This is a genomic window from Rhodobacter maritimus, from assembly GCF_058747975.1.
Map to the genome: position 1 here is coordinate 1,323,714 of NZ_CM179095.1, position 16,562 is coordinate 1,340,275.

18 protein-coding genes are annotated in these 16,562 nt (G+C 67.5%); 7 read left to right on the forward strand and 11 right to left on the reverse strand.

Annotation, left to right across the window (positions count from 1 at the left end; translation table 11 throughout):
• Positions 1-2: 2 nt before the first annotated feature.
• Positions 3-662 carry a DUF2238 domain-containing protein gene (locus AC4PTO_RS06675; RefSeq protein WP_492732950.1) on the forward strand — a complete coding sequence of 220 codons (660 nt, stop codon included), beginning with the start codon at positions 3-5 and terminating at the stop codon, positions 660-662.
• Here the strand turns inward: AC4PTO_RS06675 and AC4PTO_RS06680 are convergent.
• Positions 659-2,080, reverse strand: a complete 1,422-nt coding sequence (locus AC4PTO_RS06680; protein ID WP_492732951.1) for a protein adenylyltransferase SelO — start codon at positions 2,078-2,080, stop codon at positions 659-661. The two genes, AC4PTO_RS06675 and AC4PTO_RS06680, sit on opposite strands and share 4 nt — an antisense overlap.
• A 57-nt stretch (positions 2,081-2,137) precedes the next feature.
• Positions 2,138-3,079 (reverse strand): nucleoside hydrolase, encoded by a 942-nt coding sequence (locus AC4PTO_RS06685; RefSeq protein WP_492732952.1) that lies wholly within the window; start codon positions 3,077-3,079, stop codon positions 2,138-2,140.
• Positions 3,080-3,246: 167 nt separating this feature from the next.
• On the opposite strand from AC4PTO_RS06685, the gene AC4PTO_RS06690 reads away from it, so the two are divergent.
• A complete protein-coding gene (locus tag AC4PTO_RS06690) occupies positions 3,247-3,951 on the forward strand; it encodes a hypothetical protein (protein WP_492732953.1) in 705 nt (234 codons plus the stop codon).
• 52 nt (positions 3,952-4,003) lie between these two features.
• Here the strand turns inward: AC4PTO_RS06690 and AC4PTO_RS06695 are convergent, their stop codons facing one another.
• The 3 genes from AC4PTO_RS06695 to AC4PTO_RS06705 all read right to left on the reverse strand — a co-directional run bounded on the left by AC4PTO_RS06695 (position 4,004) and on the right by AC4PTO_RS06705 (position 7,286).
• Positions 4,004-5,008 carry a Fe(3+) ABC transporter substrate-binding protein gene (locus AC4PTO_RS06695; RefSeq protein ID WP_492732954.1) on the reverse strand — a complete coding sequence of 335 codons (1,005 nt, stop codon included), beginning with the start codon at positions 5,006-5,008 and terminating at the stop codon, positions 4,004-4,006.
• Between the two features lie 100 nt (positions 5,009-5,108).
• The gene (locus AC4PTO_RS06700) at positions 5,109-6,962 is read right to left on the reverse strand and encodes an ABC-F family ATP-binding cassette domain-containing protein (RefSeq protein ID WP_492732955.1); all 1,854 of its coding nucleotides are present in this window, start codon (positions 6,960-6,962) and stop codon (positions 5,109-5,111) included.
• Positions 6,963-7,004: 42 nt separating this feature from the next.
• Positions 7,005-7,286, reverse strand: a complete 282-nt coding sequence (locus AC4PTO_RS06705; protein ID WP_492732956.1) for a hypothetical protein — start codon at positions 7,284-7,286, stop codon at positions 7,005-7,007.
• 216 nt (positions 7,287-7,502) lie between these two features.
• Between AC4PTO_RS06705 and ndk the strand changes: the two genes are divergently transcribed.
• Positions 7,503-7,925 carry a nucleoside-diphosphate kinase gene (gene ndk, locus AC4PTO_RS06710; protein WP_492732957.1) on the forward strand — a complete coding sequence of 141 codons (423 nt, stop codon included), beginning with the start codon at positions 7,503-7,505 and terminating at the stop codon, positions 7,923-7,925.
• A gap of 72 nt (positions 7,926-7,997) precedes the next feature.
• Here ndk and AC4PTO_RS06715 read toward each other — a convergent pair whose 3' ends face one another.
• The 4 genes from AC4PTO_RS06715 to AC4PTO_RS06730 all read right to left on the reverse strand — a co-directional run bounded on the left by AC4PTO_RS06715 (position 7,998) and on the right by AC4PTO_RS06730 (position 10,442).
• Entirely contained in the window at positions 7,998-8,339 is a 342-nt protein-coding gene (locus tag AC4PTO_RS06715) for a TfoX/Sxy family DNA transformation protein (RefSeq protein WP_492732958.1), read from the reverse strand.
• A 59-nt stretch (positions 8,340-8,398) separates the two neighbouring features.
• A complete protein-coding gene (locus tag AC4PTO_RS06720; RefSeq protein ID WP_492732959.1) occupies positions 8,399-8,569 on the reverse strand; it encodes a hypothetical protein in 171 nt (56 codons plus the stop codon).
• Between the two features lie 156 nt (positions 8,570-8,725).
• Entirely contained in the window at positions 8,726-9,187 is a 462-nt protein-coding gene (locus AC4PTO_RS06725; RefSeq protein WP_492732960.1) for an RrF2 family transcriptional regulator, read from the reverse strand.
• A 217-nt stretch (positions 9,188-9,404) separates the two neighbouring features.
• Entirely contained in the window at positions 9,405-10,442 is a 1,038-nt protein-coding gene (locus AC4PTO_RS06730) for a cytochrome-c peroxidase (RefSeq protein WP_492732961.1), read from the reverse strand.
• 170 nt (positions 10,443-10,612) lie between these two features.
• Between AC4PTO_RS06730 and speB the strand changes: the two genes are divergently transcribed.
• From speB to AC4PTO_RS06750, 4 genes are all read left to right on the forward strand, one after another.
• Entirely contained in the window at positions 10,613-11,587 is a 975-nt protein-coding gene (gene speB, locus AC4PTO_RS06735; RefSeq protein WP_492732962.1) for an agmatinase, read from the forward strand.
• A gap of 153 nt (positions 11,588-11,740) precedes the next feature.
• A complete protein-coding gene (prfA, locus tag AC4PTO_RS06740; RefSeq protein WP_492732963.1) occupies positions 11,741-12,796 on the forward strand; it encodes a peptide chain release factor 1 in 1,056 nt (351 codons plus the stop codon).
• The gene (prmC, locus tag AC4PTO_RS06745) at positions 12,793-13,626 is read left to right on the forward strand and encodes a peptide chain release factor N(5)-glutamine methyltransferase (RefSeq protein WP_492732964.1); all 834 of its coding nucleotides are present in this window, start codon (positions 12,793-12,795) and stop codon (positions 13,624-13,626) included. The genes prfA and prmC overlap by 4 nt, the downstream gene beginning before the upstream one ends.
• A gap of 249 nt (positions 13,627-13,875) precedes the next feature.
• The gene (locus tag AC4PTO_RS06750; protein ID WP_492732965.1) at positions 13,876-14,577 is read left to right on the forward strand and encodes a DUF4167 domain-containing protein; all 702 of its coding nucleotides are present in this window, start codon (positions 13,876-13,878) and stop codon (positions 14,575-14,577) included.
• Between the two features lie 83 nt (positions 14,578-14,660).
• Here the strand turns inward: AC4PTO_RS06750 and rsmA are convergent, their stop codons facing one another.
• Complete coding sequence (rsmA, locus tag AC4PTO_RS06755; RefSeq protein WP_492732966.1) at positions 14,661-15,503, reverse strand: 16S rRNA (adenine(1518)-N(6)/adenine(1519)-N(6))-dimethyltransferase RsmA; 843 nt, start codon at positions 15,501-15,503, stop codon at positions 14,661-14,663.
• Positions 15,504-15,582: 79 nt separating this feature from the next.
• Positions 15,583-16,557, reverse strand: a complete 975-nt coding sequence (gene pdxA / locus AC4PTO_RS06760; protein WP_492732967.1) for a 4-hydroxythreonine-4-phosphate dehydrogenase PdxA — start codon at positions 16,555-16,557, stop codon at positions 15,583-15,585.
• Positions 16,558-16,562: the final 5 nt, after the last annotated feature.

The window sequence follows — 16,562 nt, forward strand, 5'->3', positions numbered from 1 at the left end:
CCATGTGGATCAAACGACAATGGTGCCGTGGCCGGCTGCAACCTGTGGCGGTTCAGGTGATCTGGGCCGTTCTGGCCTTTGAATTCGTGGTGGCGCTGTGGGAACGGCAATGGCCACTGGCGGGCGTTGCGATGATCACATGGTGGCTGACGCTGGTGCCGATGTATCTGTCAAGCCGCACGGGAATTCGTCTGCCGACCGCCTTTCTGGTCGGCATCACGGTCTTCATCTTCGCCACGATCTTCCTGGGCGAGGCCTTCGATTTCTACAACCGCTACTGGTGGTGGGATGTGGTGCTGCACGGGGGCTCGGCGCTCGGGTTCGGGCTGGTCGGGTTTCTCTTCGTCTTCACCCTGTTCGAGGGCGACCGCTACGCCGCGCCCGCCTGGGCCATCGGTCTGATCGCCTTTTCCTTCGCCGTCACCATCGGCGCGCTATGGGAGATATTCGAGTTCGGCATGGACCAGATCTTCGGGCTCAACATGCAGAAATCGGGCCTTGTGGACACGATGTATGACCTGATCGTCGATGTCGTGGGGGCCAGTATCGGTGCGCTTGCCGGGGTGCTTTACCTGCTCGGGCGCGGCCCCGGCGTGATGTCGCGCCTGTTCGAGGAGTTCGTGGACCGCAACCGCCGCTTCTTCGGAAAGTTCCGCCGCTAGGTGCCGCAGAAGGTGCGCCGGACCACCTCGTCCTCGGTGGGCGCGTCGCCGAGGTCTTCAAATCCGGGTAGATCCTCGAAGGGCCGGGCAAGCGCGCTGTTCAGCCGTTCGAACGGCGCCAGATCGCCCGCGACGGCCGCGGTGATCGCCGCCTCGATCCGGTGGTTGCGGGGGATGCGGACCGGGTTGGCGGCGGCCATGAGGGCGTGCGGATCGGTTTCCTGCGCAAGGCGGGCCTGCCAGGTTCCGGCCCATTGGTCGAAGGCCTCGGGCTCGGTGAATTCCGCGCGCGCCTGTCCGGTGCCGAGGCCGCGGAAGGTGCGGGTGAAATCGGCGCGCAGCGTGGCCATGCGGCTCAGCAGGGCCTCGATCAGGGGCAGGTCGGCCTCGGTCGGGGCGGCAAGGCCGATCTTGGCGCCGAAGCGGCCCAGCCATTCGGCCTGAAAGACCGGGGCGAAACCGTGCACGGCCTCGGTTGCGGCCTCGATGGCGGCCTCGCGCTCGCCCATCAGCGGCAAGAGGCAGGTCGCCAGTTGCGCCAGGTTCCATGCCGCGATCTGGGGCTGCGCGGCAAAGGCATAGCGGCCATAGGCGTCGATCGAGGAAAACACCTTGTGCGGGTGGTATTCGTCCAGAAAGGCGCAGGGGCCATAGTCGATCGTCTCGCCCGAGATCGCCATGTTGTCGGTGTTCATCACGCCATGGATGAAGCCGAAGGACATCCAGCCGGCGATCAGCCGGGCCTGCGCCGCGACCACCGCGCGCAACAGCCCAAGCGCGCCGTCGGCCTGCGGATAGTGGCGCGCGATCACATGGCGCGTCAGCGCCTCCAGCGCCTCTTCGTCGCCCCGCGCGGCGAAATACTGGAACGTGCCCACCCGGATATGGCTTGCCGCGATGCGTGCCAGAACCGCGCCGGGCCGGGCCGAGGCCTCGCGCAGGACGGGCTCGCCCGTCGTGACGGCGGCAAGGGCGCGGGTGGTGGGCAGGCCAAGCGCCGCCATCGCCTCGGAGACGATGTATTCGCGGATCACCGGGCCGATCCAGGCCCGCCCGTCGCCCCGGCGCGAGAAGGGCGTCTGCCCCGCGCCCTTCAGTTGCAGATCGAAGCGCGCGCCATCGGGGGCAACGACCTCTCCCAGCAGGATCGCGCGGCCGTCGCCGAGGCTGGGCACCCAGCCGCCGAACTGATGCCCGGCATAGGCCTGCGCCAGCGGCGCCGCCCCGGCGGGCACCGCGTTGCCGGCCAGAACCGCCACGCCTTCGGGGCCTGCCAGCCAGTCGGCATCCAGCCCCAGCCGCGCCGCAAGATCGCGGTTCACCGCGATCAGGCCGGGTTTCTGCACCGGCACCGGGTCCTGCCGGGCGAAGAAGCGCTCGGGCAGGCGGGCATAGGAATTGTCAAACGGGATCGTCATGGCGCACCTTCCGCTTGGCGATATAGGGCGGCCCCGCGCGGATGCGAGGGGCGGGGGCTAAAGCCGCGCAAGCCGTTCGGTCAGTAGCGCATAGAACCCCTCGGCATCGGCCGCGCCCATGAACATCGCATTGGCCGGCCGGTCGGTGACGCGCCACCAGTCGGCGACGGTCATGCCTAGGGTCAGCGCGCCTTGCGTCTCGATCTCCACATTGATGTGGCGGCCCTCGAACAGCGCGGGGTTCAGCAGATAGGCGATCACGCAGGGGTCGTGCAGCGGCGCGCCCTGGCTGCCGTATTTCGCCATGTCGAAACGCTCGAAGAAATCGGTCCAGCTTGCGACGGCATGGCCGACCTGCGTGCCAAGCGCGCGGAACGCCTCGACGCGAGGGCGCGTGGTCAGCACCTTATGCGTGACATCAAGCGGCATCACCACGATGGGCGCGCCGGATCCGAACACGATTTCAGCGGCTTGCGGGTCGACGTAAATGTTGAATTCGGCCGCCGGGGTGACATTGCCCACCTCGAAATAGGCGCCGCCCATCAGCACGATCTCGGCCACCTTGGCAACGATGTCGGGCGCGCGCGCGAACGCCGTGGCGATGTTGGTCAACGGCCCCAGCGGGCAGAGCGTGACCGCGCCCGCAGGTAGTTCGCGCAGGGTCTCGATGATGAAATCGACGGCATGCTGATCCTGCACGGGCATCTGCGGATCGGGCAGCGCGATCCCGTCCAGCCCGGTCTTGCCATGCACATATTCCGCCGTGACCAGCGGGCGTTCCAGCGGGCGGTCGCAGCCGGCGAAGATGCGCGTGCCGGGCCGCCCGGCCAGTTCGCAGATCACGCGGGCGTTGCGCGTGGTCAGCGGCAGCGGCACGTTTCCGGCCACCGTGGTGAGGCCCAGGACCTCCAGTTCGGGGCTGGCAAGCGCCAGAAGGATCGCCACCGCGTCATCCTGCCCCGGATCGGTGTCGATGATGATCTTGCGCGGCTGTGCCATGGCGTTCCCCCTGCTTCGCGGGGGCAGAGTGGCGCGCGGTCTGAGGAAAGTCCAGAAGGGCACGGAAAACGGGAACTTCGCCATTTTCTGGCGCGCCTTACGGTTGTAGGCTGGTCCTGCGGCGGGACGATTTTCCCGCCTTGCAGCGCGCGGCGGCGGGACGGAACGTGACGGACAGCGAAGGGCAGGACATTCTGATCGCGCCGCCGGCCTCCGGCCCCTGGGCGGAATGGCTGTGCGCGGCCACGGCCCGCGATGGGCGGCCCTTCGGGAAGGGCACGCTCGGCCGCCTTTTCGCGGGCATGTCGGGCTTTTATCCCGAAGCCGGGACGCAGGCGCGCGCCTTGCTGGCAGCACCGGACATGCCGGTGGGCACGCTGGCCCTGCTGATCGAGCCCTATGAGACGCATTTCCCCGCACTGTGGCGTGCGCAGGCCTGGCGGCGCGCGGTGCCCGGTTTTGAGTCGCTTGCGCCGGGGCTTGTCACGATGGCACGGGGCTGGTGCGATGTGGTGGGGGATCTGCGCGATGCCTTGAGGCCGCGCCGGATCGTGATCCTGGCGATGCCCTTCGATCCGGCCAGGGCGGTTGCGGCGCTGTGCCCACAGGCCGCGCCGCCCCTGCCGCCCGTGGAGCCCGTGCCCGACACCGCCCTTGCGATGCTGCAACGGCTTTACCGGCAGGGCATTCGCCTTGGCCCCCGGCAGCGTGCCCGGCTGACCGCGTTTCACGCAACCCAGCCGCAACCTGCGCCGCTTGCGGCCTTCACCCCGGCCCAGGCCGAGGCGCTGCGCGCGCGCTATGGCGATGATCTCGAATGCCTTGCGGCGCTTGAGGGCGCCGTGCTTGTGACCGAAGCACGGCGCGCATGAAAAAACCGCCCCGAGGCGTGACCCTGGGGCGGTTCTTTATGGTTTCAATAGATTATCCGTCGAAGTTCACTTCCTCGATCAACTTCAGCGCGGCCGGGCGTAGCTTGGCGACATCGGTCAGGCCAAGCGCATCGGGGGTGAATTCGCCCCAGCTTTGCACCAGCTCCGAGCGCGCCACGCCCGCCTTTACGGGGAATTCGTGGTTGGTCTCGGCATAGATCTGCTGCGCCTCGTTCGAGGCAAGGAACTCCATCAGCTTCAGCGCGGCGTCCTTGTTCGGGGCCGCCGAGGTCATCGCCACGCCCGAGATGTTCATATGCGTGCCGCCGCCCTCGAAGACCGGGAAGGTGATGCGCACGCTGTCGGCCCATTCCTTCTGTTCCGGGTCGGCGACCATCTGGCCCATGTAATAGGTGTTGCCAAGGCTGATGTCGCATTCGCCCGCCCAGATCGACTTGACCTGACCGCGATCGTTGCCCTCGGGCTTCTTGGCAAGGTTGGTCTTCACCCCTTCAAGCCAGGTCTTCGTGGCCTCTTCGCCGTGATGGGCAAGGTAGGCCGCGGTCAGCGCCACGTTGTAATCGTTGGTGAAGGGGCGGGTGCAGATGCGGCCCTTCCATTTCGGGTCGGCCAGATCCTCATAGGTCGTCACTTCGCCCTCGGCGACGCGTTCCTTGCTAGCATAGATGATGCGCGCGCGGGTGGTCAGGCCGAACCACTGGTTGGCCGGGTCGCGGAACTCGGCCGGAATCGCGGCATCGAGGGCGGCGTCCTCGACCGGCTGGGTGACGCCGGCTTCCACCACCTGCGACAGGCGCGCGATGTCCACCGTCATAACCAGATCGGCGGGGCTGCGTGCGCCCTCGGCCTGAAGGCGCTCGACCATGCCCTTGTCGACGAAGGCCACGTTGACCGCGATGCCGGTCTCGGCGGTGAAGGCGTCAAACAGCGGTTGCACCAGTTCGGGCTGGCGGTGGGAATAGACGTTCACCTCTTCGGCAAGGGCCGGCAGGGCGATGAGGGCCGTCGAGAGGCCGAGGAAGATTTGCGCGTTCATAGTTGACTCCTTTGCTCGGAATTTGGGCGAGCTTAGAGCCGACATCACGCACCCGGTCAATACCCGACAGGAAAAATCGGAAAATTTGCCGCAGCCCGCCTTACCCGGCCTCGGCGGTCTCCAGTGCTTCCAGCGCCTCCAGCCAAAGCGCCTCGGCGCGGGCCAGCCCGTCGCGGGCCTCGGCGTGCTTCTTCATCCATTTTTCCGCCTCGGCGGCCTTTCCGGGTTCGTAAAGTGTCGCATCGGCAAGAATAGCGTCAAGCTTTTCAATCATTTCCGACAGCTTGCTCACGCGCTCTTCGCATTTGCGGGCCTCGGCGCGCAGCGCAAGGATCGCATCGCGCGACGGGCGCGCGGGCTTGTCCTTCGGCTTCGCGGGCGGCTTTTCCGCCGGGTCGCCCGCCAGCAATTCGGCGCGATAGGCTTCCAGATCGCCGGAATAGGGTGCGACGGCGCCGCCCTTCACCAGCCACAGCCGGTCCGCCACAAGGCCCAGAAGGTGCATGTCGTGGCTGACCAGAATCACCGCGCCGGAATAGGCGGTCAGCGCCTCGACCAGCGCCTCGCGGCTTTCGATGTCGAGATGGTTCGTCGGCTCGTCCAGGATCAGCAGATGGGGCGCATCGAGCGTGGCCAGAAGCAGCGACAGCCGCGCCTTCTGGCCGCCCGACAGCTTGCGCACCTGGGTTTCGGCCTGATCGGCCAGAAGGCCGAACCCCGCCAGACGCGCGCGCAGGCGGGGCTGCGCCTCGGCCGGGCGCAGCCGCTGGATGTGCTGCAAGGGGGTCTCGTCCAGATCCAGCTCGTCGACCTGATGCTGCGCGAAATAACCGATGCGCAGCTTGCCCGAGCGCGTGACATGCCCCTCGGATGGTTGAAGTTTGCCTGCCAACAGCTTGGAAAGTGTCGATTTTCCTTCACCGTTACGACCCAGAAGCGCGATCCGGTCATCCTGGTCGATACGCAGCGACAGCCGGCGCAGGACGGGCGGGCCGCCATAGCCCACCGCGCACCCCTCCATCGAGATGATGGGAGGGGAAAGCTGCTCGGGCGCGGGGAAGGTGAAGACCTGTTTTGCGGCTTCTTCGGGGGCGGTGATCGGCTCCATCTTCTCCAGCATCTTCACCCGCGCCTGCGCCTGCACCGCCTTGCTGGCCTTGGCCTTGAAGCGGTCGACGAAGCTTTGCAGATGGGCGCGTCGGGCCTCTTGCTTCTTGGCCTCGGCGGCCTGCACGGCGCGCGCGGCGGCGCGTTGGCGGACGAACTGGTCATAGGGGCCGTTCCACAGCGTCAGCTTGCGGTCTTCCAGATGCAGGATCGCCCCCACGGCGCGGTTCAGAAGGCCGCGGTCATGGCTGATGATGATGACGCTATGGGGGTATTTCGCCAGATAGCTTTCCAGCCAGAGCGCGCCCTCGAGGTCCAGGTAGTTCGTCGGCTCGTCCAGCAAGAGAAGGTCCGGCTGCGCGAACAGCACCCCGGCAAGCGCCACGCGCATGCGCCAGCCGCCCGAGAAATCCGAACAGGGGCGGCGCTGCGCCTCGGCGTCGAAGCCAAGCCCGCGCAGGATCGCGGCGGCGCGCGCCTCGGCCGACCAGGCGTCGATATCGGCCAGCCGGGTCTGGACCTCGGCGATGCGATGCGGATCGGTGGCGGTCTCGGCCTCGGCCAGAAGGGCGGCGCGCTCGGTATCGGCGGCCAGAACCGTGTCGATCAGGCTGGTCGCGGACGCGGGCACCTCTTGTGCGACACCGCCGATGCGGGCGCGCGCGGGCAGCGAAATCTCTCCGCCTTCCAGCGCCAGGTCGCCCCGGATCAGGCGGAACAGCGTCGTCTTGCCGGCGCCGTTGCGCCCCACAAGGCCGACCTTGTGGCCATCGGGGATGGTGGCCGAGGCGCCCTCGAACAGGGGGCGACCTTCGACGGAATAGGTGATGTCCGAGATCTTGAGCATGCGGCCGGGATGAACGACCGCGCAGGCCTTGTCAATCGCGGCTCAGTCCAGCAGCCCCGCCATCAGGTCGACCGGCCAGGAGTGGAAGGCGATCATCGGCTGCTCGCCCTCTTCCGAGAAGACGAAGACGTGGATTTCGTCGTTCAGAAGCGCCATGCGGCAGAACTGCCCCTCGGCCGCAAGGTCGACCGGGCAGACCGCCATGTCGACATGCGGCACCGCGGCCTCGAAGATCTGGTAGCTGAGCGGCAGGGGCGCGGGCTCGGCCATGGCGGGCAGCGGCAGGGCGAGGGGCAGGGCGGCAAGGAATGCAGCGGCTTTCATGGGGGTTTCCTGTCTGGAGTCTCTGTCCCGCTTATTCTTGATTGAAATAATCGGAATAAGAATGTGGCGCGTTGCCGCGCCTGCCCGTTTCGCGCGCCGTGGCGGGGTTCCCGGCGCGGCGGGGCTTTTCAACGGCACGGGCGCGTGCTAGCAGGCGCGCAGAATTCGGCCGGGCGTCCGCCCCGTCTTATCCCAACAAGCAAAGAGGCATCAGCCATGGCGATCGAACGCACGCTTTCCATCATCAAACCCGACGCGACCCGCCGCAACCTGACCGGCAAGATCAATGCCAAGTTCGAGGAAGCGGGCCTGCGCATCGTGGCGCAAAAGCGCATCAAGCTGAGCATGGAACAGGCCGGCAAGTTCTACGAAGTTCACAAGGACCGCCCCTTCTATGGCGAGCTGTGCGAGTTCATGGCCTCCGAGCCGGTCGTCGTACAGGTCCTGGAGGGCGAGGGCGCCATTGCCCGGAACCGCGAAGTGATGGGCGCGACCAACCCCGCGCAGGCGGCGGATGGCACGATCCGCAAGGAATTCGCGCTGTCGGTCGGTGAAAACTCGGTCCACGGGTCGGACGCGCCGGAAACCGCCGCGGTCGAGATCGCGTTCTTCTTCTCGGGTCTCGAACTGGTCGGTTGAGCCCGCCACGGGATCTGCGGATTTCAGGGGCCGTCCCGAAAGGGGCGGCCTTTCGCGTTCGCGTCGGGCGGGTCAGCCGCGCCGCAGGCCAAGCCCGATCTGGTCCAGAACCGCCTCGATCGCGCGGGCGGGGTCCACGCCTTCGGCGCGTGCCTGGGCGCGGAGCGCGTCGAACCGCTGGCGCAGCGCAAGCTTTTCGGCGCCCCGGCAATCGTTCCAAGGGCGGCCCTGAAGCCCCATCACAAGCGCATAATAGCCGATGAAATGCGCCGTGCCGCCGGCCCTGAGGAAGGCGCCATAGGCCGCATCCGCCCCCATGGCGCGCAGCGTCTCGGCATCGGTTATGCCGGCCTGTTCGAACCCCGCCGCGGTGGCGGGGCCGATATTGGGAATGTCGGTCAGCGGGCTTGGCACCTGGGACTCCGGGGTCTGCGGGTGCAGAGTGTTCCCCGGACGGCCCGCCCGCGCAAGCCTCAGATCGAGGCCCAGTCCGAGAACTGAACCGCGCCGCCCTGCTGCTGTTGCGGCGTGGTCGCGGATTGTTGCTGCTGTGCGCCGCCCTGCGATTGCTGCGCGCCCTGTTGCGTCTGACCATGCTGCTGGGGCTGGTCCTGCGTGCCGCCCGATTGTTGCATGAACTGCATCTGCCTACCTCGTTGCTCCGCCCCCCGTTTCGGTATGATACGGGTTGAAAACGGCGAAATCGCGGCGCGGATAGTCCCGTGGCGCGCTTGGGTCAAGCACTATGATCGGGAAGGCGCGCGGCTCGCGCGGATGTGACCCGGAGTGAGGCTTTCGGGTCAGCCGCAGACCCGTATCGCCTCTTCGTCCGGCAGGCTCAGCAGGGCGCGCAGGGCGCAGTTGTCGCGCACCATATCGGCCAGCGTCAGCCGGTCCATCGAGGTGTAGAACGCCTCAAGCCCCGCAATCAGCGCGTCGCGGAACAGGCAGGCATCGCGTAGCGGGCAGGTATTGGCGTGTTCGTCGAAACATTCCGCGAAGGGGACATCGGCCTCGAAGGCGCGCAGGACGGCGCCCACATAGATTTCCTCCATGGGCCGCGCAAGTTTCAACCCGCCCGCGCGCCCCCGATGGGTCTCCACAAAGCCAAGCTGCCCAAGCGTGTTGACCACCTGTGCAAGGTGGTTTTCCGAGGCATTGCAACACACCGCGATCTCGTGCTTGCGCACGATCCGGTCCTTGTTGATGGCGCAGAACATCAACGTGCGCATGGCAAGATTGGTGCGTGTCGTCAGTCTCATCGAACTCTCCGGACGGCGGCGGCCTGACTAAACTAGCGCATTTTGGTGACTGTGAATTTGACTAAGGTCATGTTGCGCGGGGTCGGGGCGGTCACGGCGCAATTTGTTTGACGGACGCGATGGGGCAGGGGCCGCAATGGAAAAAGGCGCAAGGATCCCCTTGCGCCTTTGCTTTGCGTGGTTGCCGCGTGGCGGGCCGAACCCACCGCGGCGGCGCTTACATTTCTTCGGGCTTCGGCGTGGTCGCGGTGCGAACCGGAAGGATGGGGTGAACCACCTCGGGCTGTTCGCCCGTCAGCGTGCCGAGGAAGGCGACGATATCGTCGATGGTGCCTTCCTCCAGCTTCTCGCCAAGCTGCGATTCGGCCATGATGTCCACCGCAACCTTCAGATCCCAGACCCGGCCCGAGTGGAAATAGGGCGCGGTGATCGCCACGTTGCGCAGCGGTGCGGCCCGGAAGACGTATTCGTCATCCGCGGTTTCGGTCACGGCAAAGCGGCCACGGTCGCCTTCGGGCAGAACATCCGCACCGGGCTTTTCGATCAGGCCGAAGGGGAAGTACCCCTCGCCGCCGACGTTGATCCCAGCGTGGCAGGCGGTGCAGCCGGTATCCATGAATGCCTGCAGGCCGCGTTTTTCCTGCTCGCTCATGGCGCCGTCCTGCCCCATCAGGAACTGGTCGAACTTGGAGTTCGGCGTGATCAGCGTCGCCTCGAAGGCCTCGATGGCAAGCGCGAAGTTGTCGAAGGTCACCGGATCGGCTTCACCGGGGAACGAGGTCTTGAACGCGTCGACATAGGCGGGCATCGAGTTCAGCGTCGCCACGACCTGCTCGGGCGTGTTGTTCATCTCGACCCCGGCCTGAACCGGGCCTTTGGCCTGTTCGGCAAGGTCGGCCGCACGCCCGTCCCAGAACTGGGCAACGTTGAACACGGCGTTCAGCATCGTCGGCGCGTTGCGCGGACCTTTCTGCCAGCCGTGGCCGATCGAGGTTTCAAGCCCGTCCACGCCGCCGATGCCCACGTTGTGGCACGACTGGCACGAGAACAGACCCGATTTGGACATGCGCGGGTCGAAGAACAGCTTCGCCCCCAGATCCACGCGATCGCGCGTGATCACGTTGTTTTCCAGCATCGGCGCCTGCAGCGGGATCGCTTCGAAAAGCTCCTTGGCAGAATCGCGCAGCGCCGCATCGTCAGCATAGGCCGGGATCGCCAGGGCAAGCGTGGCGATCGGGGCAATGTACCGTTTCATGACTTTAGTCCTCCGTAGCTCCGAAAGGTAGAGTCATTCTAAGGTAACGCGGCCGTGAACGAACTTGATCTAGATCAGATTTGCCCCCGGCCTACCTGCGACAGGTTGTCCTGCTGCGGCTTGACCTTTTCGGCGCCGCAAGTCACCAGTTGGTTAGAACGGAGGCGGCGATGGCGCTGGAAGACGCAAAAAATCAGGTCGATACCGCTTTTACGCGCACCGATCCGCGCGGCCTTGCCTATGAAAACGCATTCGGGGGTGCGACAAGCTTCCTGCGGCGGCGCTACAGCAAGGATCTGGCCGGGGTTGACCTGGCGGTGACGGGCGTGCCCTTCGACCAGGCCGTAACGCACCGCCCCGGCACCCGCTTCGGTCCCCGCGCAATCCGCGAGGCCAGCACCCTTCAGGCCTTCGATGCGCCCTATGGCTGGGGCTACGACCCGCTCTCGGAACTCTCGATCGTGGATTACGGCGACCTGGCTTTCGACTACGCCCATACCGCCAGCTTTCCCGACCGCGTCACCGCCCATATCGCCGGGATCTTGGCTGCGGGGGCAGGGGCGATCACGCTGGGGGGCGATCACTTCATTACCTTGCCGATCCTGCGCGCCTATGCCGAGGCCTACGGACCCATGGCGCTGATCCAGTTCGACGCACATTCCGATACCTGGGCCGATGACGACATGAGCCGGATCGACCACGGCACCTTCCTCTACAAGGCCATCAAGACCGGTGTGGTCGATCCCGCCGCGACCGTCTCGGTCGGGATCCGCACCGACAATCCCGACACGCTCGGGGTGACCATCCTCGATGCGCCCTTCGTGCATCAGGCGGGCGTGGCCGACACCGTCGCCCGCATCCGCGAGGTGGTGGGCACCCGCCCGTGCTACATCACCTTCGACATCGACGCGCTCGATCCGGCCTTCGCGCCGGGCACCGGAACCCCGGTCTGGGGCGGGCTGGCCAGCTGGCAGGCGGCGGCCATCCTGCGCGACCTTGCGGGCATCGACCTCGTGGGCGGCGACGTGGTCGAGGTCTCGCCCCCCTATGACACGACCGGCGCCACCGCGATCGCGGGCGCCCATGTCGCCACCGAACTGATCGCGCTTTATGGCTGGTCCCGGCGCAAGCCCGCCGCCGGATAACCTGCCTGCATTCACCAGAGCGGAAATATCCCGGGGGAGCTGCCCGGCCCAGCAGGGGCGGGGCAGCCGGGGGCAGCGCCCCCGTACCCCGAACCACCGGCCCCGAAATCGCAGCACCTTGACCGCGCGCCGCGTTCGCGCCAAACCCCACCCATGTTGCCGCAAGATAAACTTGACCAGATCCGCGCCCGCTTCGAGTTTCTCGAGGCGAAGCTGACCACGGGCGCCGCCCCGGCAGAGATTGCGCAGATCAGCCGCGAATATGCCGAGCTCAAGCCCGTCGTGGCCGAGATCGCCCGATACCGCCAGGCCGAGGCCGATCTGGCCGAAGCCGAAGGCTGGCTGCACGACCCCGAGATGCGCGTGCTTGCCGAAGAGGAACTGCCCCGCCTCAAGGCGCGCCTCCCCGAGATGGAGCAGCAGCTGCGCCTGGCCCTTCTGCCGCGCGACGCGGCCGATGCGCGCCCCGCCATCGTCGAGATCCGCCCCGGCACGGGGGGCGAGGAAGCGGCCCTTTTCGCCGCCGATCTTCTGCGCATGTATCAGCGCTACGCCGAACAGATGGGCTGGCGCTTCCAGCTTCTGGAACACAGCGAAACCGAACTCGGCGGCATCAAGGAGGCCGTCGCCCGGATCGAGGGCGAGGGCGTCTTTGCCCGGCTCAAATACGAATCCGGCGTGCATCGCGTGCAGCGCGTCCCCGAGACCGAGGCCGGCGGGCGCATCCACACCTCGGCCGCGACGGTCGCGGTGCTGCCCGAGGCCGAAGAGGTCGATATCGACATCCCCGCCTCGGATATCCGCATCGACACGATGCGCAGCTCGGGCGCGGGCGGACAGCATGTCAACACCACCGATTCGGCGGTGCGCATCACCCACCTGCCCACCGGCATCGTCGTGACCAGCTCCGAGAAATCGCAGCACCAGAACCGCGCCAATGCCATGGCCGTCCTGCGCGCGCGGCTTTATGAGGCCGAGCGCCATCGCGCCGATGCCGAACGCGCCGCCGACCGCAAGGCGCAGGTCGGTTCGGGCGACCGCTCCGAACGCATCCGCACCTACAACTTCCCGCAGGGCCGGATCACCGATCACCGCATCAACATGACGGTCTATGCGCTGCCGCAGGTCCTGGCGGGCGATCTGAACGGCTTCATCGACGCGCTGATCGCCGACGATCAGGCCAGCCGCCTGGCGGAGATGGAGGGATGACCGGCGCCGAGGCGCTGCGCAGGGCGATCCCGCGGCTGACGGAGGCCGGGGTCGAGGGGGCCGCGCGCGACGCCCGCCGCCTTCTGGCGCATGCGATGGGGCTGCCCGCGGAGCGCTTGTCGCTGCACCTGCATGACGGGCTGAATGCCGCGCAAGAGGCCGGGTTCGCGGCCGCGGTCGCCGCGCGCTGCGCGCGCCAGCCGGTCAGCCAGATCACCGGAGAGCGGCTTTTCTACGGCCGCGCCTTCCGCGTCACGCGCGACACGCTCGACCCGCGCCCGGAAACCGAAACGCTGGTGGAACGGGCGCTGGAGGGGGCGTTCGTGCGCGTGCTCGACCTGGGCACCGGCACCGGGTGCATCCTGCTCAGCCTCCTGGCCGAACGGCCGGGCGCGACGGGGATCGGCGTCGATCTGTCGCCCGCCGCGCTGGATGTCGCGCGCGGCAATGCGCAGCGGCTGGATCTGGCGGGGCGCGCGGAATTCCATCTTTCGGACTGGTTTGCCGCCGTTCCGGGGCCCTTCGACCTGATCGTGTCGAACCCGCCCTATATCGCCGAGGCGGAATGGCGCACCCTTGCCCCCGAAGTGCAGCTGTGGGAGCCCCGCACCGCCCTCACGCCGGGGGGCGACGGTCTTGCCCCTTACCGGCTGATCGCGGATGGCGCGCGGGAATTCCTGACCCCCGGCGGGCGCATCCTGGTCGAGATCGGGCCGACGCAGGCCGCAGCCGTGGGCGGATTTTTCCGCGATGCAGGGCTTGAAGACGTGCAGGTTCATCCCGATCTTGATGGAAGGGACCGCGTGGTTTCGGCCTGCAATCCAAGGTGATCTGGCGCTTTTGGGCCGCAAGATCCGCAAAAATGCGCCAGTTCGCACGAAAAACGTGAAATCCTACTTGTCAGCACGCGCCCTGCATGGTTAGTCAACCACGCGTTCGGCGGATGGTTATGCCTCCCCCCTGCGCGGCTCAGCTTCATATCGCGGGTCGAAGGTTCCGGTCAGGCTTGTTTCCCAGCCCTATCCGGTGCGCGATCCGCACAGGCACGGCCCGGCAAGGGCCAAGACACACGAAAGCACATGAGATCATCGAAATCCCGTTCGCGTTCCAAGTCGAACCGCCAGCGCTCTATCGGCAATATCATCAACCGGGTCTTTGACAGTTCCGGTCCCGAGGGCAAGGTGCGCGGCACACCGCAGCAGATCATCGACAAATACCTGATGCTTGCGCGCGATGCGCAGCTGTCGAACGATCGCGTGGCCGAGCAGAACTTCCTGCAACACGCCGAGCATTACACCCGGATGCTGGGGGAAGCACAGCGTGAACAGGCGCGCGAACAGGAAGCCCGGCAGCAACAGCACAATCAGGGTGGTGGCCAGGGTAGCCAGAACCACAATGGCAACGGCAATGGCGGGCAGCAGGGCCATTCGCAGAACGGCCAGCACAACCCGCGTCCGCGCCGCGAGGCAGAGGCCTCCGACGATCAGCCCGAGCTTCCCTCGGCCGTCGATACCGGCGAGGGCGAGGGCTCCGGTCTGGTCGAAACGCCCGAGACCCGCGCCCCGCGCCGCGAGCGTCGTGCCCGCCCCGCCCCCGAGGCAGAGGGCGCCCCGGCGGCCGGGCAGAGTGATGGCGCCGCACCGGAAGACACGCCCGCGCAGCCGGAGGACAAGCCCGCACGGCCGCGCAACCGCACCCCGCGCAAACCCCGCGCGCCCAAGGCCGAGAATGCCGGGGCAGAGGGGGCCGCGGCCGCGGATGAAAAACCGGCGGCCGAATAGGCCCCGTTCGGAAGCGGAACACCGGAAGGGCTGCGCCACCAAGCGCGGCCTTTTTTCTTTTTCGGGCGGGGTTTCGGGGCGGTTCAGCCGGCGGCGATGATGCGCGCAAGTGCGCAGAACCGTTCCAGCGGGACTTCCTCGGCCCGGGCGGTGGGGGCGATTCCGGCGGCGGCAAGCTTGTCCTCGATCTGCGGGGCGACGCCACGCAGCGAGGCCCGCAGCATCTTGCGGCGCTGATTGAAGCCCGCCGCGACGACGCGGTTGAGGATGGCCGGATCGGCGGGAAAGCGCGGCGCGGGCAGGGCCTGAAGGCGCACGACGGCGGAATGGACCTTGGGCGCGGGCACGAAGGCCTCGGGCGGCAGGGTCATCACGATCTTCGCCTCGCAGCGCCATTGCGCCAGAAGCGCAAGCCGCCCATAGGCCTTGGAGCCGGGCAGCGCCACGATCCGCTCGGCCACCTCTTTCTGGAACATGAGCGTGAGGCTTTCCCAGAAGGGCGGCCAGTGCTGCGGCGTCAACCAGCGGACGAGCAGTTCGGTGCCCACGTTATAGGGCAGGTTGGCCACGATGCGCACCGGCGGGCGCAGATGCGCGAGCACGTCGACATCGAGCGCGTCGCCATGCACGACGTGCAGCCGGCCGGGGTAATGCGCCGCGATCTCTTCCAGCGCGGGCAGGCAGCGGGCATCCTTTTCTACTGCCAGGACCCGGCGCGCGCCTTCGGCCAGAAGCCCGCGCGTCAGCCCGCCGGGGCCGGGACCGACCTCGAGCACGTCCACGCCGCTCAGATCGCCCGCCGCCCGCGCGATCTTGGCCGTCAGATTCAGGTCGAGCAGGAAGTTCTGGCCAAGCTGCTTCTTCGCCACGAGGCCATGGGTGTTGATGACCTCGCGCAGTGGGGGCAGGCCGTCGATGGTGCTCATGCGCGGGCCTCCTGCGGTGGGAGGGATGGCCGATGCCGGTTGCCTCCGGCGGGGATATTTGGGCAAAGATGAAGGCGCATCACGGTTCGGCCCGGGCGGCCCCCATATCGGCGGCCATGCGCAAGGCGGCGATCAGGCTGGCGGGGTTGGCGATGCCTTGTCCCGCGATGTCATAGGCGGTGCCGTGATCGGGCGAGGTGCGCACGAAGGGCAGGCCGAGCGTGACATTGACGCCGCCGTCGAAATCGAGCGTCTTGATCGGGATCAGCGCCTGGTCGTGATAGGCGCAGATCGCGGCGTCGTAGCGGGCGCGGGCGGCGGGGTGGAACATCGTATCGGCCGGAAGCGGGCCCGAGATTGCGTAGCCCTCGGCGCGCAGGTCGGCGATTTCCGCGGCGATCCAGTCGCGTTCCTCATGGCCCATGGCGCCGCCTTCGCCGGCATGGGGGTTGAGGCCCGCGACCGCGAGGCGCGGGTTGGCGAGGCCGAAATCACGGCGCAGCCCGTCGGCGGTGATGCGCACGGTGTCGCGCAGAAGCGCGGGGGTGAAGGCGCGGGGCACCTCGGACAGCGGGATGTGGATCGTGGCCGGGACCACGCGCAGGAGCGGCGAGGCCAGCATCATCACCACGCGCGCCCCGCCCGCGAGATGGGCCAGGAATTCGGTATGGCCGGGGAAGGCGAAACCGGCCCCGTCCTTCAGCGCCTTCTTGTGGATCGGGGCGGTGCTCAGCGCGGCGCCTTCGCCGCGCATCACCAGATCGACGCCGCGCGCGATGGCGCCGATGACGGCTTGGGCGTTGGCCGGGTCGGGCTGGCCGGGCGCTGCGGCGGCGGGGAAGGGGTGGGGCAGCACCGGCAGCCCCTGTCCGGCATGGGCCATCGCCTCGGCCGGGTGGGCGATTTCGCGGATGCGCGTGCCGCGCGGCAGATGCGCGGGATCGCCGATCCAGACGAAGGGCAGCGCGGTGCCGAGCGCCTCCCAGGCCTTGGCGGCGATCTCGGGGCCGATGCCCGAGGGATCGCCGCAGCTCAGGATCACGGGCTTTTGCATCGTGG

Bases quoted from the DNA above. Each gene is read 5' to 3' on its own strand.
- AC4PTO_RS06675 (WP_492732950.1), top strand. From the start codon at position 3: ATGTGGATCAAACGACAATGGTGCCGTGGCCGGCTGCAACCTGTGGCG.
- AC4PTO_RS06680 (WP_492732951.1), bottom strand. From the start codon at position 2,080: ATGACGATCCCGTTTGACAATTCCTATGCCCGCCTGCCCGAGCGCTTC.
- AC4PTO_RS06685 (WP_492732952.1), bottom strand. From the start codon at position 3,079: ATGGCACAGCCGCGCAAGATCATCATCGACACCGATCCGGGGCAGGAT.
- AC4PTO_RS06695 (WP_492732954.1), bottom strand. From the start codon at position 5,008: ATGAACGCGCAAATCTTCCTCGGCCTCTCGACGGCCCTCATCGCCCTG.
- AC4PTO_RS06700 (WP_492732955.1), bottom strand. From the start codon at position 6,962: ATGCTCAAGATCTCGGACATCACCTATTCCGTCGAAGGTCGCCCCCTG.
- AC4PTO_RS06705 (WP_492732956.1), bottom strand. From the start codon at position 7,286: ATGAAAGCCGCTGCATTCCTTGCCGCCCTGCCCCTCGCCCTGCCGCTG.
- ndk (WP_492732957.1), top strand. From the start codon at position 7,503: ATGGCGATCGAACGCACGCTTTCCATCATCAAACCCGACGCGACCCGC.
- AC4PTO_RS06720 (WP_492732959.1), bottom strand. From the start codon at position 8,569: ATGCAGTTCATGCAACAATCGGGCGGCACGCAGGACCAGCCCCAGCAG.
- AC4PTO_RS06725 (WP_492732960.1), bottom strand. From the start codon at position 9,187: ATGAGACTGACGACACGCACCAATCTTGCCATGCGCACGTTGATGTTC.
- AC4PTO_RS06730 (WP_492732961.1), bottom strand. From the start codon at position 10,442: ATGAAACGGTACATTGCCCCGATCGCCACGCTTGCCCTGGCGATCCCG.
- speB (WP_492732962.1), top strand. From the start codon at position 10,613: ATGGCGCTGGAAGACGCAAAAAATCAGGTCGATACCGCTTTTACGCGC.
- prfA (WP_492732963.1), top strand. From the start codon at position 11,741: ATGTTGCCGCAAGATAAACTTGACCAGATCCGCGCCCGCTTCGAGTTT.
- prmC (WP_492732964.1), top strand. From the start codon at position 12,793: ATGACCGGCGCCGAGGCGCTGCGCAGGGCGATCCCGCGGCTGACGGAG.
- AC4PTO_RS06750 (WP_492732965.1), top strand. From the start codon at position 13,876: ATGAGATCATCGAAATCCCGTTCGCGTTCCAAGTCGAACCGCCAGCGC.
- rsmA (WP_492732966.1), bottom strand. From the start codon at position 15,503: ATGAGCACCATCGACGGCCTGCCCCCACTGCGCGAGGTCATCAACACC.
- pdxA (WP_492732967.1), bottom strand. From the start codon at position 16,557: ATGCAAAAGCCCGTGATCCTGAGCTGCGGCGATCCCTCGGGCATCGGC.